Annotated in this window: 15 protein-coding genes; 9 read left to right on the top strand and 6 right to left on the bottom strand. The window is 70.3% G+C overall.

Annotation, left to right across the window (positions count from 1 at the left end):
* Window positions 1-14 precede the first annotated feature (14 nt).
* From R2K23_RS14300 to R2K23_RS14290, 3 genes are all read right to left on the bottom strand, one after another.
* Window positions 15-1,043 (bottom strand): ABC transporter substrate-binding protein, encoded by a 1,029-nt coding sequence (locus tag R2K23_RS14300; RefSeq protein ID WP_316510262.1) that lies wholly within the window; start codon window positions 1,041-1,043, stop codon window positions 15-17.
* Between the two features lie 31 nt (window positions 1,044-1,074).
* On the bottom strand, window positions 1,075-1,944 hold the full coding sequence (locus R2K23_RS14295; protein ID WP_316510261.1) for an ABC transporter permease: 870 nt from the start codon (window positions 1,942-1,944) through the stop codon (window positions 1,075-1,077).
* 162 nt (window positions 1,945-2,106) lie between these two features.
* Window positions 2,107-3,129, bottom strand: a complete 1,023-nt coding sequence (locus R2K23_RS14290) for a LacI family DNA-binding transcriptional regulator (RefSeq protein ID WP_316510259.1) — start codon at window positions 3,127-3,129, stop codon at window positions 2,107-2,109.
* A gap of 194 nt (window positions 3,130-3,323) precedes the next feature.
* On the opposite strand from R2K23_RS14290, the gene R2K23_RS14285 reads away from it, so the two are divergent.
* Genes R2K23_RS14285 through R2K23_RS14270 form a run of 4 tightly spaced genes read left to right on the top strand, consistent with a single transcriptional unit; the run spans window position 3,324 to window position 7,604 of the window.
* A complete protein-coding gene (locus tag R2K23_RS14285; protein ID WP_316510258.1) occupies window positions 3,324-4,490 on the top strand; it encodes a Gfo/Idh/MocA family protein in 1,167 nt (388 codons plus the stop codon).
* Window positions 4,487-5,686, top strand: a complete 1,200-nt coding sequence (locus tag R2K23_RS14280; RefSeq protein WP_396892027.1) for a dihydrodipicolinate synthase family protein — start codon at window positions 4,487-4,489, stop codon at window positions 5,684-5,686. The genes R2K23_RS14285 and R2K23_RS14280 overlap by 4 nt, the downstream gene beginning before the upstream one ends.
* Window positions 5,683-6,522, top strand: coding sequence for a sugar phosphate isomerase/epimerase family protein (locus tag R2K23_RS14275; protein WP_316510257.1), 840 nt, complete (start codon window positions 5,683-5,685; stop codon window positions 6,520-6,522). Before R2K23_RS14280 ends, R2K23_RS14275 begins: the two co-directional genes overlap by 4 nt.
* Window positions 6,519-7,604, top strand: a complete 1,086-nt coding sequence (locus R2K23_RS14270) for a glycerate kinase (protein WP_316510256.1) — start codon at window positions 6,519-6,521, stop codon at window positions 7,602-7,604. The genes R2K23_RS14275 and R2K23_RS14270 overlap by 4 nt, the downstream gene beginning before the upstream one ends.
* A gap of 77 nt (window positions 7,605-7,681) precedes the next feature.
* On the opposite strand, the gene R2K23_RS14265 is transcribed toward R2K23_RS14270, so the two are convergent.
* Entirely contained in the window at window positions 7,682-8,440 is a 759-nt protein-coding gene (locus R2K23_RS14265; protein ID WP_316510255.1) for an enoyl-CoA hydratase, read from the bottom strand.
* Window positions 8,441-8,487: 47 nt separating this feature from the next.
* Here R2K23_RS14265 and R2K23_RS14260 point away from each other — a divergent pair, with 47 nt between their 5' ends.
* A complete protein-coding gene (locus R2K23_RS14260) occupies window positions 8,488-8,760 on the top strand; it encodes a DUF2277 domain-containing protein (RefSeq protein ID WP_316510254.1) in 273 nt (90 codons plus the stop codon).
* Window positions 8,757-9,302: a DUF1802 family protein gene (locus R2K23_RS14255; protein WP_316510253.1), complete on the top strand. Its 546-nt coding sequence runs from the start codon at window positions 8,757-8,759 to the stop codon at window positions 9,300-9,302. Before R2K23_RS14260 ends, R2K23_RS14255 begins: the two co-directional genes overlap by 4 nt.
* A 4-nt stretch (window positions 9,303-9,306) precedes the next feature.
* On the opposite strand, the gene R2K23_RS14250 is transcribed toward R2K23_RS14255, so the two are convergent.
* Both R2K23_RS14250 and R2K23_RS14245 read right to left on the bottom strand, forming a co-directional pair.
* Window positions 9,307-10,944, bottom strand: coding sequence for a CocE/NonD family hydrolase (locus R2K23_RS14250; RefSeq protein WP_396893599.1), 1,638 nt, complete (start codon window positions 10,942-10,944; stop codon window positions 9,307-9,309).
* Window positions 10,945-11,015: 71 nt separating this feature from the next.
* Window positions 11,016-11,591 (bottom strand): DUF3558 domain-containing protein, encoded by a 576-nt coding sequence (locus tag R2K23_RS14245; RefSeq protein WP_316510252.1) that lies wholly within the window; start codon window positions 11,589-11,591, stop codon window positions 11,016-11,018.
* A 120-nt stretch (window positions 11,592-11,711) separates the two neighbouring features.
* On the opposite strand from R2K23_RS14245, the gene R2K23_RS14240 reads away from it, so the two are divergent.
* The 3 genes from R2K23_RS14240 to truB are packed head-to-tail and all read left to right on the top strand — an operon-like array spanning window position 11,712 to window position 14,223.
* On the top strand, window positions 11,712-12,671 hold the full coding sequence (locus R2K23_RS14240) for a metallophosphoesterase family protein (RefSeq protein WP_396892023.1): 960 nt from the start codon (window positions 11,712-11,714) through the stop codon (window positions 12,669-12,671).
* Entirely contained in the window at window positions 12,668-13,330 is a 663-nt protein-coding gene (gene pptT, locus R2K23_RS14235; RefSeq protein WP_316510251.1) for a 4'-phosphopantetheinyl transferase PptT, read from the top strand. Before R2K23_RS14240 ends, pptT begins: the two co-directional genes overlap by 4 nt.
* Window positions 13,327-14,223 (top strand): tRNA pseudouridine(55) synthase TruB, encoded by an 897-nt coding sequence (gene truB, locus R2K23_RS14230; RefSeq protein WP_316510250.1) that lies wholly within the window; start codon window positions 13,327-13,329, stop codon window positions 14,221-14,223. Before pptT ends, truB begins: the two co-directional genes overlap by 4 nt.

Here is a 14,223-nt window from a genome sequence, read left to right as displayed (position 1 = left end):
GTTGCCCTCTCTGGCTATCGATCGGTCTTGGGGGCGAACGACGAATCCCAGTATGCACCGGGCTCCTTCGCCGACCCCAGCAGCCCGGCCTCGGTCAACGTGCTGATAGTGGTGGTCCAGTCTTCGGCCGCGTTGGCGCCCGGGGGCAGATCGGCGGTGGCCGGAGTGGACAACAGCGGGATGGTCTGCTGCCACTGCTCCAACAACACCTCGCGCGGCGGCATCTGCGGGTCCTTGCCCACCATCGCCTCGACGGCGGCCTCGGGTTCGGCGACGGCGGCGGCGAACGCCTCGCTGGTGGCGTCGACCATCGCCTGCACCAACTCGGGCTCGTCCTCGATGGTGGCGGTGTGAGCGATCAGGCCATTGCTGAAGAAGTTCAGGCCGGCGTCGGAGTAGCGCAGGTAATGCACGGCGCGTCCGCTCTTGTCGGCGATGGTGGGCCCCTGGTCGTGGGAGAAGCCGATCAGGCCGTCGACCCGGCCGGACATCAGGGCCGACATCTTGCCGGCCGCGTCCAGGCTCTGTTGCGTGACCTCGTCGGCGGGCACGCCGACCTTGTCGAGATAAATTGGGAAGGTGGTGGTGGGGGCGTCCCCGGCGGAAACCGCGATGGTGCGGCCCACCAGGTCCTGCGGGGTCTCGATGCCGGAGTCTGCGAACACCTGAACGGCCGACGGCGTGGTCTGCAGGAAGACCCCGGTGCTCCTGATGTCGACACCCTTGTCGATGTTGCTCAGCACCGCGGGCGCGTCGGCCCAGCCGAAGTCCACCCTCGACGTGCCGACGGCCTGGGCGGTCTTGGTGGAGCCCTGGCCGGCGTCGATCCGCAGGTCGATGCCGTGTTTGGCGAAGATGCCCTCCTCGACGCCGTAGTAGAACGGAGCGTGCTCACCGTACGGGTACCAGTTCAGCATCAGCGTCGACGCCGCGGCGGAACCGTCTGGGGCAGGGGCATCTTCGGCGCTGCTGCCGCAGCCGGCCAAGGCCAGCACGGCGGCGGTGGCCGCGGCTGCGGCGATACGGGTCCGGTGGACGAACATGGAGGAGCTCCTCTTCGGTGGGGGTCGGTGGTCAGGCGGTGGCGGAATTGATCACCCGGCGTGATGAATGCCAGGGGATGAGCAACTTCTCGGCGACCTCGATGATCGCGAACAGGACGATGCCGAGCGCTGACATGATGATCAAGGCCGCGAAAAGCATTGCCGTGTCGATATTTCCGTTGGCTTGCAGGATGACGTAGCCGAGTCCCTCGTTGGCTCCGACAAACTCGCCGACGACGGCGCCGGTGACCGCGAGGGTGGCAGCCACCTTCAAACCCGACATCAACTGGGGCAAGGACGCGGGCAGGCGGATCTTGAGGAAGGTTTTGAACCGGCTGGCACCCATCGTCGAGGTGAGTTCCAGGATTTCCGGATCGACCGAGCGCATGCCGGCCAGCCCGGAGATCACGATCGGGAAGAACGCCATGAGGACGGCGACCAGGATCTTCGGCGACGGCCCGAAGCCCAGCCACACGATGAACAGCGGCGCCACCGCGATCTTGGGGATGACCTGCGCGAACAGGATGAGCGGATAGACCGTCTTCTCCAGGCTGGCGGAGTAGACCATCACCACCGCCATCAGCACGCCGAGGACGGTGGCGATCGCGAAGCCGACCAGCGTCTCCCAGGTGGTCACCCAGGTGTGTTGCGTCAGATAGGCCGCGTTGTCGGCGGCGGCGCTCCAGGTGTCGGCCGGCGACGGGAGGATGTACGGGGCGACGAGTTCCGCTGCGGTGACTGCCCACCAGCCGACCAGCAGGACGACGACGAGGGCGAGGGGCCGCCAGACGGAGGCCGCCGTGCGGCGCGGGGAGAAGGCCTTTCGAACCGGCGAGCGGGTCGCAGTGGAAGCCGTTCCGCCGTCCGGTTTGCGGACGCGGGCCGAAGTGGTTGCCGCCATGGGAATGTCCTCAAGGTCGCAGTTGCACGGGTCGAACGCGGTGTAAGAACAGTCCGATCCGACTGGGAATGCGCTTTCCGAAGCCGATCCGACGATAACGTGACGCCGCACACACTGTCAACCGCTCGGTGGCGGGCGCCGTGGACGGTGGCCGAAGGAGCTTCAGCCCAAGCGGGTGCTGTCGCGCAGGATGACGCGGCCTGCCGCACGTTCGCGCAGGTCAGCTGCGGAATCCAAGGCTAGTTCGACAGCGCGGGCGCCAATTTGTTCGAGCGGCAGCGCGACGGTGGTCAGGCTGGGAGTGTGGTCTCTCAGGGTCGGGATGTCGTCGAAACCGGCGACGCATACGTCGTCGGGGACGCGCAGGCCGAGTTCCCGCCAGGCGGCGATGGCGCCGATGGCCATCACGTCGGTCACGGCGTACACGCAAACCGGCCCGGCCGCGAGGCCGGGCTCGAGTTGCAGTGCGGCCGCCAGGCGCCGCGCCGCGGAATACCCGCCGTCGCGGGTGAACTCCCCGGTTACCTCGACCACCGTGCTGAGCCCCTTCCTGCACAGCGCGTCGACGAATCCGTTGCGCCGGTCCACGGCGGTGCGGATGCTGCCCGGCCCGCCGATCACGGCGAACCGTCGGTGGCCTGCCGCTACCAAAGCGTCAGCCAATTCAGCTGAGGCAGAATAATTTTCGGGCTCCACGGCACCGCCGAAGGCGAGCGGCTGGCCGATCACCACCACGCGTCCGCCGTTGGCGCGGTAGCGGTCGAATTCGGCCTCCAGGTCGCGGTCGAGGTCACCGCTCTGCCGAGAGCCGGCCAACACGATCGCGTCGGCACGGTGGGCGATGAAGGTGCTCACCGAGTCCCGTTCGACGTCGAAGTCCCGGTCGGTGCTGGCAAGTAGTACCTGTTTGCGGGCGACGCGGGCGGCGGCCTGGGCGCCACGCACGATCGAGGAGAAGTAGGGGTCGGCGATGTCATGGACGACGAGGCCGATCAGCCCGGTGGAGGCGCGGGCCAGCGCCTGCGCCTGCGCGTTGGGAACGTAGCCGAGTTCACGTGCCGCGGTACGGACACGGTCGGCCACGCCGGCACCGGGGACGCGGGACGAGCCGTTGAGCACGCGCGATGCCGTCGCCTGGGACACTCCGGCGCGCAACGCCACATCCTGCAGGGTTACCGCCGCCATCGCCGCTCCCGCTCTGTGTTCGGTCGCTCCGTGGTTGACCGGAGCGTGTTTGCAGTTTACCTTGGAAAGCGCATTCCGAAGTGCTGACACCGCCGCGCACCCCTCATTCGAGGTGCTTGCGCCGCGCGAGCCCACCGACCGCACTCGTCCCGGCGGCCACGATCCGCCGGACACACCAGAGAAGGAATCTGCACATGTCTTCATCTCCCGGCGTCGGCCGGTCCACTTTGCGCATCGCGATGAACGGCGTGACCGGCCGGATGGGTTACCGGCAGCATCTGCTGCGGTCCATCCTTCCGCTGCGGGACACCGGCCTTCAGCTCGACGACGGCACCCGGGTCGCGGTGGAACCGATTCTGGTGGGCCGTAATTCCGACAAGCTCGCCGAACTGGCGGCCGAGCACGGTGTGGAGCACTGGACCACGGACGTCGAGGCGGTGATCGCCGACCCCACGGTGACGGTGTACTTCGACGCGCAGGTGACCTCGCGGCGCAGGGCCGCGCTCACCGCGGCGATCAAGGCCGGGAAGAATGTCTACACCGAGAAGCCGACCGCTGAAACCCTCACTGAGGCAGTAGAACTGGCGAGAATGGCAGAGAACGCCGGCGTGGTCGCCGGGGTGGTCCATGACAAGCTGTACTTGCCGGGTCTGGTCAAGCTGCGACGCCTGGTCGACGAAGGCTTTTTCGGGCGGATCCTGTCGATGCGCGGTGAGTTCGGTTACTGGGTCTTCGAGGGCGACGGTCAGCCCGCGCAGCGGCCCAGTTGGAATTACCGGGCCGAGGACGGCGGCGGCATCACCGTAGACATGTTCTGCCACTGGAACTACGTGATGGAGGGGCTGCTGGGGCCGGTCGAGGCGGTCACGGCCCGGACCGTGACACACATCCCCACCCGCTGGGACGAGGAGGGCCGCGAGTATGCGGCCACCGCCGACGACGCGGCCTACGGGATCTTCGAGATCGCGGGCGGCATCGTCGCGCAGATCAACTCCTCGTGGGCCGTTCGCGTCCATCGCGACGAACTCGTCGAGTTCCAGATCGACGGCACGCACGGCTCCGCCGTCGCCGGACTGCGGGGCTGCGTCGCCCAACAACGGGCGCACACGCCGAAACCGGTGTGGAATCCCGATCTTCCGGTAACCGAGAGGTTCCGTGACCAATGGCTTGAGGTGCCCGCGAACGCCGAGCTGGACAACGGCTTCAAGCTGCAGTGGGAGGAGTACCTGCGCGACGTGGTCGCCGGGCGAGCCCACCGCTTCGGCCTGTTGTCCGCCGCCCGCGGCGTCCAACTCGCCGAGCTGGGTCTGCGGAGCTCGGCCGAGGGCAAGCGCCTAGCCGTCCCGGAGATCGTGCTGTGACCGCCGCGACGGAGACCGCCGCCGGTGTCTCGCTGACCCTGCCGATCGACGGGGAGCTACGCGATTACCAGCTCGGCCGGCCGGGCCCGTGGCGGCGCCCGGAAGCACCGATCACCTCCCGCATCGCTTACGCCGCAGCGCATGTCATCCCGAAGGTGCTCGCTGACAACACGCCGGACTCGGCGGCGGAGCTGGATTGGGACGCCACCCTGGCCTACCGGCACCAGCTGTGGTCCTATGGCCTCGGTGTCGCCGACGCGATGGACACCGCGCAACGGGGGATGGGGCTGGATTGGGCCGCCACCCAGGAGTTGATCCGGCGCAGTGCGCGCGAAGCGGACGCCGTCGGCGGCCGGCTGGCCTGTGGGGCGGGGACCGATCACCTGACGGTGGCCGATCTCGCGGGCGGCGCGCGGGGACTCGCGCAGATCACCGACGCCTACCGGGCCCAGATCGACGTGGTGCGCAGCGCCGGTGCGCAGGTGGTCCTCATGGCGTCCCGCGCACTCGCCGAGGTGGCCGGCTCACCCGCCGACTACCTGAGGGTGTACGGCGCGTTGCTCGCCGAGGCGGACCGCCCGATGATCCTGCACTGGCTGGGGGAGATGTTCGACCCCGCGCTGCGCGGCTACTGGGGCGACACCGACCTCGACGGCGCCACCACGACATTTCGCGGGCTCATCGAGGAGCACGCCGGCAAGATCGACGGAGTCAAGGTGTCGCTACTGGACGCCGAACACGAGGTGGCGTTGCGTCGGGCGCTGCCCGACGGGGTGCGGCTCTACACCGGGGACGACTTCAACTATCCGGCCTTGATCATCGGCGACGACGCCGGGCACTCCGACGCGCTGCTGGGTATCTTCGCCGCGATCTACCCGGCGGCCTCGACCGCGCTGCAGGAGCTGGATACCGGAAACGACCGGCGAGCACGCGAGATCCTGGAATCCACTGAGGCCTTGGGGCGGCACATCTTCGCCGCACCGACGCGCCACTACAAGACGGGTATCGCCTTTCTCTCCTGGCTCAACGGCCACCAGCCGGGCTTCGCGATGGTGGGTGGGCAGGCATCGGGCCGCTCCGTGGGCCACCTCAGCGAGCTGTTCGTGCTCGCCGACCGCGCCGGTCTGCTCGCCGATCCGGACCTGGCAGCCGCTCGGATGCGAAGCTTCCTGTCTGTGAACGGGGTCGGTCGATGACCGCGACGGGACGACCGTTTGCCCGGTTGTCGCTCAACACCAAGACCACCAATGCCTGGACCCTGCGCGAGGCGGTGCAGGGCGCTGCCGACGCCGGCCTGCCCGCCGTCGGCCTGTGGCGGGACCGGGTCGCCGAAGCCGGTCTGGACGTCGCGGCAAAACTCGTGCGGGACAACGGGCTTCGAGTCTCGAGCCTGTGTCGTGGCGGCTTCCTCACCGGCGCCGGGGACAGCTCGGCGGCGCTGGACGACAACCGGCGCGCCATCGACGAGGCGGCGGCCCTGGGCACCTCGGAACTGGTGCTGGTGGTCGGTGGCGTCCCCGACCGAGACCTGGTGGGCGCCCGCGCTCGGGTGGCCGAGCGGATCGCCGAACTGGTGCCCTACGCCGCCGAGCGTGAGGTGCGACTGGCGCTCGAACCCCTGCACCCGATGTTCTGTGCGGACCGTGCCGTCATCTCCACCCTGGGGCAGGCGTTGCAGCTGGCTGCGCCGCACCCTGCGGATACCGTCGGCGTGGTGATCGACACCTTCCACGTGTGGTGGGATCCGGACCTGGCTGCCGGCATCGCGACGGCGGGCCGGCAGGGACGGATCAGCTCCTTCCAGGTGTGCGACTGGCTGGTGCCGATGGCCGCGGACCCGCTGCTCTCGCGCGGCATGATGGGCGACGGCGTCATAGACTTCGGTGCCATCGCCACGCTGGTGGCGGAAGCGGGCTACGACGGCGACGTGGAGGTCGAGATTTTCAACGAGGCGGTGTGGGCCACCGACGGGCGGACCGTCATCGACACGATGAAGCGCCGATTCGCCGATCTGGTGCTGCCCGCGTTGTGAAGGTCGTCATTGCGCCCGACTCCTTCAAGGGTTCCGCGTCGGCGACCGAGGTTGCGGGCGCGCTGGCGCAGGGCTGGCGCTCGGTGCGCGGCGACGACGACCTCGTGCTGCTGCCGCAGGCCGACGGCGGGGAGGGCACCCTCGAGGCGATCGCCGAGTCGGCGCCGTGGCGCTGGCAACACGCGGAGGTGTCCGGCCCTGACGGTCGACCGGTTCGCGCGCGCTGGCTGCGGCACGACGACGGGCGCGCCGTGGTCGAGTTGGCCGAATCGTCGGGCATCGCGTTGATGACGCAACTGGATCCGTGGGGTGCGAGCAGCCGCGGCCTGGGCGAGGTGATCGCGGCAGCGCTGGCCGCCGGGGCGACCTCGGTGCAAGTGGGCCTGGGCGGATCGGCGAGCACCGACGGCGGCGCCGGCGTGTTGGCGGCGTTGGGTCTGGTGGCCGTCGATGCCGGTGGGAACCCGATCGAGGCCGGGGCGCGCGGTCTCACCCAGGTGGACCACGTTGACGCCGAAGGGCTTTCGTCGCTGCCACCACGGGGTGTCGAGCTGTTGGTCGACACCGAGGCGCCGCTGTACGGCCCGCGCGGGGCCGCCGCGGTCTTCGGTCCGCAGAAGGGCGCGACCGACCGGGACGTCGCCGCCCTGGACGAGGCCCTGCGGCGGTGGGCGCGGGCGCTCACCGAGGCCGGACTGGTCGCCGACCCGCAGCGGCCCGGCGCGGGAGCGGCCGGTGGGGTCGGATTCGGGCTGCTGGCCTGGGGCGCGACCGCGGTGTCGGGCTCCCGGCGCATCGGCGAGATCACCGGTCTGCCCGAAGGGTTGGCCACCGCGGACGTCGTCGTCACCGGTGAGGGCCGCTTCGACGACACGTCGCTGGGCGGCAAGCTGGTCGGTCACGTGCTCTCGGCGGCCGCCGCCGCCGGCGCCGCGCCGGTGGTCGTCGCCGGCCAGGTCGCCACGCAGTGCGCGGTGCCGACGGTGTCGCTGACCGAGCTCGCCGGATCGGCGGAGGCGGCGATGCGCGAGCCGCTGCGCTGGCTGCACGCCGCGGGCGCGGCGGCCGCGCGGGCGGTGTAGCCCCGAGCGTGCGCAATGCACGCAAATCCCTCGGCGTGTCGGCCGGCGACACGCACCGTCGCCAAGGGAGGAGGGGGTCAGCGGACCTGGCTGCGGCCCCGGTCGATCACCGACGAGCGGCTCGCGGCGATGTCGTCGCCGGACGTCGAGCGCATCCAGGCGCGGGCGGCCTCGGCCTCGAGCCACAGCGACCCGTTGGTCTGCGCGCCGTCGATGCGGTGGTAGGAGTCCAGCAGCGCCCGCACGGCCTTCTGGTTGTTGCCGACGATCGAGGCCGCCACGGCGCGGGCGGCGTCGAGCAGCTGGTCGTGCGGCACCACCTCGGTGACCAGTCCGGCCCGCAGCGCGTCGGCGGCCGACAGGTAGTCACCGGTCAGGCTCATCCGGCGCGCCAGCCCCACCCCGACCTTCTGGGGCAGCCGCACCGACAGCCCCCACGTGGGCAGCAACCCGACGCGCGCGTGGGTGTCGGCGAACGCGGCCTGCTCCGAGGCGATCAGCACATCGCAATACAGCGCGATCTCGAGACCACCGGTGACGGCGGCGCCGTTGATGGCGCCGATCACCGGCTTGTCCATCTCCGGCCACTTGGGGGAGATGTCGGGCAACTCGGTGGTGTCGCCGAGTTCCTTGAGGTCCAGGCCCGCGCAGAAGACCGGGTCGGCGCCGGTGAGGATCACGACGTCGACGTCGTCGTCGGTCTGGGCGGCCGCCAGGGCAGCGAACAGCTCCGTGCGCAGCGCCTTCGACAGCGCGTTGCGGGACTTGGGCCGGTTCAGCGTCAGTGTGCGTACCCGGTCGGTGGTGTCGATCAGCAGAACCTCGGAGTCACTCATGGCCAACACGGTAGCCACCGGCGGGACGCGCGCCTACGTTGGAGTCCATGTGCCGGAACATCACCGAACTGCGCGGGCTGCAGCCGGCGGCCACGCCGGCCGAGATCGAGGCCGCCGCCCGCCAGTACGTCCGCAAGGTCAGCGGAATCGCCCGCACCTCCGAGGCCAACGCCGCCGCGTTCGAGGCCGCCGTCGCCGAGGTCAGCGCCTCCACGACGCGGCTGCTCGCGTCGCTGCCGCCGCGTCGGCAACCGCCCAGGACGCAGCCGCCGTTGCGGCGGCCGGAGGTGCTGGCGCGGATCGCCGCCCGGGGCTCATGACGCCCGCGCTCAAGGAGTGGAGCGCGGCGGTCCACGCGTTGCTCGACGGCCGCCAGCGGGTCCTGCTGCGCAAGGGCGGCATCCACGAGAAGCGCTTCGAGGTCAACGCCGAGGAGTTCCTGCTGTTCCCGACGGTTGCGCACAGCCACGCCGAGCGGGTGCGGCCCGAACACCGGGACCTGGTGACCGCGGCGGCCGCGGACAGCACCGACGAGGCCGTGCTCGTGCGCGCGGCGGCCAAGGTGGTCGATGTGGTCGCGGTGCAGCGACCGGAACGCCTCGGCGAGATCGCGGACCTGCACATCTGGACCGAGGAGTCGGTGCGCACAGACCGCCTCGACTTTCGGCCCAAACACCGCCTGGCGGTGCTGGTGGTCGAGGTACGCGCGCTCGAGCGCCCGGTGCGGCTGCCGCGCTCGCCGGACTTCGGTGGCTGCAAGAGCTGGGTCGATCTGCCCGTGCGTGAGATCCGCGGTGCCCCCGCGCACCCATCGGCGGAACTCGCCGCGGTGGCCGCGCGGGTCCGCGCCACCGTGGCCTAGTTTGCTAGGGGCGCGCCGGGCCCTCCGGCAGCAGCAGGCGGGACGCGCCGCGCAGGTGCACGGTGTGGGTGGCCGGGGCCAGCCGCGCGCCGTGTGCGGGGTCCTCGCCGGTGCCCAGGTTCGGCGCGAAGCGCGGAAACGAGCCGCCGGCCACCAGCACCCGAAGCCGGGTTCCGGCCGCGAAGCGATGCGCGATCTCGTCGAGTTCGATCCGGACCACCGGGTCGTCGTGCTCGGTGCGCACCAGCCGCCGGTATCCGTCGCTGATGTTGCGGGAACGCCCTTTTCGGTCCACCTCGCTGACCCGGACGAACAGGTCGACGTGCGGGTTGTCCGAGGTGTGGTCGAGTTCGATGACCGGCGGGCCGTAGACGTGGAGGTCGGCGGTCAGGGGGGCGCTGGTGAAGCTGAGCACATCCGGGCGCGCGGCGAGCTTATCGTCGCGCCGTCGCCCCGCGCCCGGGGCGAGCAGGCGCCCGCCGACCGTGGGCGTGGGCCGACGCGGGTCGAAGGTGAACGAGCGGGAACCGGCGGCCTCCGGCGCCTGTTCGGTCAGCCCGGCCGATCCCAGGTACAGCGCACGATCCTGGGTGTCGGTCGGCGGCCACTGCTCGGCCTCGCGCCAGCCGCCTCCGCCGGTGACGAAGTAGCGCACCGGGGCGCGCCCGGCGCCGGGTTCGTCCCCGAGGTGGCGACCGAGCCAATCCAGACTCTCGCGGAGCACCTGCCCGGCCGCGCGCTCGGTCATGTGCGTGTGCGTCCACGGCCCGAGCGTCAGCGCGACCTCGACCCCGCGGTCGTGCAGTCGGTGGTACTGCTCGAGGGTCTGCTCCAGGAAGAGGTCCTGCCAGCCGCCCATCAGCAGCACCGGCACGCCGGCGCGGTCGAGGCCGCCGTAGAACTTGTACCGGTCCCAGAACGGGTCGTCGACGTCCGGGTGTTCGATCCATTTCTCCCACCACGGCGCGCCATCGGCGAGCAACGTCCGCCCGGAGGCCGCCAGCGGGGCCTGCCCGATGGCGCGCGCCACCTTCCGGCCCGCCCGCAGGTGGTTGAGCAGCAGCCGGACCCGGTTGGGCTCCTCCTGGTTGCGGATCATGTTGCTCCAGCCCAGGAAGTCGTTGGCCGCGAACGCCCCGGTGCCCCATGAGGACGCGGCGAAGTTGTGCACGCCGACCACCACCACCGCTGCGGCCATGTCCTTCGGCGGGTCCTCCAGTAGCGCCCACTGTGTCTGCCCCAGGTAGGACAGCCCGACGGTGCCGAAAGAACCCGTGTACCAGGGCTGTTCGCGCAACCAGGCGGCCGTGTCGGCGCCGTCGGCCGCCTCGTGGACCGGCGGTTCGAACTCGCCGCCGGAGCCGAACGTGCCGCGCACGCTCTGCAGCACCACGTGATACCCGCGGGCGGCGTAGGTGGCGGCGTACAGCGTGGAGAACGGAAATCCGCGGCCGTAGGGGCAGCGCACCAGCAGGGTGCCGGACGGTGCCGCGGTGTCCGGTGCGTAATGGTCGGCGAGCAGCTCGACGCCGTCGCGCATCGGGACCCGCAGCCGCCGTTCCACCCGATAAGTCGTGGTCCGGGGCGGGACGTTCGCCAGTCGGCTGATCAGCCCGTGGGCGCGCCGGCGGGCGGCCGGCAGGCCGACGGCCGGGGCATCTTTGGAGATCGGGGGCACCCGGTCAGGCTACGGCGTGGGCAGGGCCAGAGGATTCAGAAGATGTAGTGCGGGGTCAGTTGATGGGCCCGGTTCAGGTTTTCCTGCATGCAGTCCGGCCGGCTCGGGGAATGGATCGGCGAATAGAACAGCGACTGCTGGATCACGCCGTAGCTGGTGCGGAAGGTGATCATGCAGGTGATCCACCACCGGTTGTTCCAGTCGGTGGGCTTCATCACCCAGAACTGCGCGGCGCGATGGCCGTTGATGTCCAGCTCGACGGCATCCGGCGGCAGCGACTTCTCGTAGGTGCGCCAGATGATGGCCTCGACGGCCAGCTGGTAGGGGCCCGCGTCGTACTTGCACCGCAGGCTGTTCTCCTGCTCGGGCGGCGTGAACCCCAGGCCCAGCCCGTTGACGACGTCCAGCGGGATGTCGGTGCAGGGGTTGAACGGCTCCGGGTCGGTGTAGTCGATCACCGGGCTGCGGGGTGCGGGGTTCAACGGGGCGTCGGTGGAGCGCAGCGCCACCTCGCTGGCCGTCGGCCCGGCGGGCAGCGTGGTCTGCACGCCGACCAGGGCCGCGGCGAACGCCGCCCCCAACGCTGCGAACAACCGCATCTTGGCGACCATCACACCCCCTTTTCTGGGCAACCGACCTGCGGGGAGTGTACAAGGAACAAACAAAAACCTGTTCTAGTTCCTCCCTACGGGCCGCGCCGCGGTTTCCACGGATGACTAGGCTGGATTGTCGTGACACACGAGACTGCGACCAGATCGCGCCCCACGCTGTGGGCGGTCAGCGATCTGCACACCGGTCACACCGGGAACAAGCCGGTCACCGAGTCGCTCTACCCCTCCTCGCCGGACGACTGGCTGATCGTCGCCGGCGACGTAGCCGAGCGCACCGACGAGATCCGCTGGTCGCTGGATCTGCTGCGCAAGCGGTTCGCGAAGGTGATCTGGGTGCCCGGCAACCACGAACTGTGGACCACGGGTAAGGATCCGGTGCAGGTGTTCGGCCGCGCCCGGTACGACTACCTGGTCAACATGTGCGACGAGATGGGGGTGCTCACCCCGGAGCACCCGTATCCGGTATGGACCGACGAGGGCGGCCCGGCCACCATCGTCCCGATGTTCCTGCTCTACGACTACAGCTTCCTGCCGGCCGGGGCGACCACCAAGGCCGAGGGGCTGGCGATCGCCAAGGAACGCAGCGTCGTGGCCACCGACGAGTATCTGCTCTCCAGCGAGCCCTACGCCACCAAGGACGCCTGGTGCCGGGACCGGCTCAAGCACACCCGCAAGCGCCTCGAGGATCTCGACTGGATGACCCCGACGGTCCTGGTGAACCACTTCCCGCTGGTGCGCGACCCCTGCGACGTGATGTTCTACCCGGAGTTCTCGCTGTGGTGCGGAACCACCGACACCGCCGACTGGCACACCCGCTACAACGCGGTGTGCTCGGTCTACGGTCACCTGCACATCCCGCGCACCACCTGGTACGACGGGGTCCGTTTCGAAGAGGTGTCGGTCGGTTACCCGCGCGAGTGGCGGCGCCGCAAACCCTATCGGTGGCTGCGCCAGGTACTGCCGGATCCGCAGTACGCGCCCGGTTACCTCAACGAGTTCGGCGGCCACTTCATGATCACCCCGGAGATGCGGGCCGCCTCCGAGAAGTTCCGGGATCGGTTGCGCAGCAGGCGGTCATGACCAAACGTATCGGGGCCATCGTGCCCGACTCGGTGTACACGGCCGAGGTTTTCACCGACCCGCCCGGGCTGGCCCCGCTGCCGGAGGAGGCGCCGCTGGTCGCCACCTCGGTGGCCAAGCGGCGCAACGAGTTCGTCACCGTGCGGCACTGCGCGCGGCTGGCGCTGAACGAACTCGGGGTCGGTCCCGCACCGATCCTCAAGGGCCCCAAGGGGGAACCGCGCTGGCCCGACGGTGTGGTCGGCAGCCTGACGCACTGCGAGGGCTACCGCGGCGCGGTGGTGGGGTCGAGCACCACGGTGCGGTCCGTCGGCATCGACGCCGAACCGCACGACGTGCTGCCCGACGGCGTGCTGGGCGCGATCAGCCTGGACGTCGAGCGGACCGAGATCTCGGCGCTGCCGGCCGGCCTGCACTGGGACCGAATCCTGTTCTGCGCCAAGGAGGCCACCTACAAGGCCTGGTTCCCGCTGACGGAGCGCTGGCTGGGGTTCGAGGACGCCCACATCAGCTTCGAGGTCGACGACTCCGGTGCGTCGGGCCGGTTCACCTCCAGGATCCTGATCGACCCGGTCGCCAAGTCGGGGCCACCCCTGGCCACGCTGCGGGGCCGCTGGTCGGTCACCGACGGGCTGGCGCTGACGGCGATCGTGTTGTGAGCAAGCAGGTCCCAGCGCCCGGATTGGTGATCGTCGACAAGCCGGGTGGGATGACCAGTCACGACGTCGTCGGCCGCTGCCGCCGCATCTTCGGCACCCGCAAGGTGGGGCACGCCGGCACGTTGGATCCGATGGCCACCGGGGTGCTGGTGATCGGCATCGAGCGGGCCACCAAGATCCTGGGCCTGGTGGCGGGGGCGTCGAAGACCTACACCGCCACGATCCGGCTGGGGCAGTCCACCACCACCGATGACGCCGAAGGCGAACTGCTGCAGGAAGTTTCCGCCGACGCGGTCACCGACGACGCGATCGGCGCCGCGGTGGCCGCGCTGCGCGGCGACATCGAGCAGGTGCCGTCGTCGGTCAGCGCGATCAAGGTCGGCGGCAAGCGGGCCTATCAACTCGCCCGCGACGGGCAATCCGTCGAGCTGGCCGCGCGCGCGGTCCGCATCGACCGGTTCGACATCGTCACCGTGCGCCGCCTCGGCGCCGTCGTCGACGTCGATGTCGTCGTGGACTGTTCGTCGGGCACCTACATTCGGGCGCTGGCCCGCGACGTCGGTGCGACGCTGGGCGTCGGCGGGCATTTGACCGCGCTGCGGCGCACCCGCGTCGGCGGTTACGGACTGGAGCAGGCGCGGACCCTGGACGGGTTGGAGGCCGCGCCGGAGCTCAGTTACTCGCTCGACGATGCCTGCCGGCAGGGGTTCCCGAGTCGGGAATTGGACGCCGCCCAGGCCGAGGACGCCAGCCACGGACGACCGCTGCCGGCGGCCGGCATCGACGGCATCTACGCCGCCGTCGCCCCGGACGGTCGGGTGATGGCCCTGCTGGAGGACCGCCCGAACGGGCGGACGAAGTCGGTGGTGGTGGTGCGACCCGCGACGCTGTAG

Source organism: Mycolicibacterium sp. MU0050 (assembly GCF_963378085.1).
In the GTDB taxonomy this organism is placed as follows: Bacteria; Actinomycetota; Actinomycetes; order Mycobacteriales; family Mycobacteriaceae; genus Mycobacterium; species Mycobacterium wendilense.
Note: the sequence above shows the minus strand (reverse complement) of the source record. Positions and strands in the feature narration are given on the sequence as shown.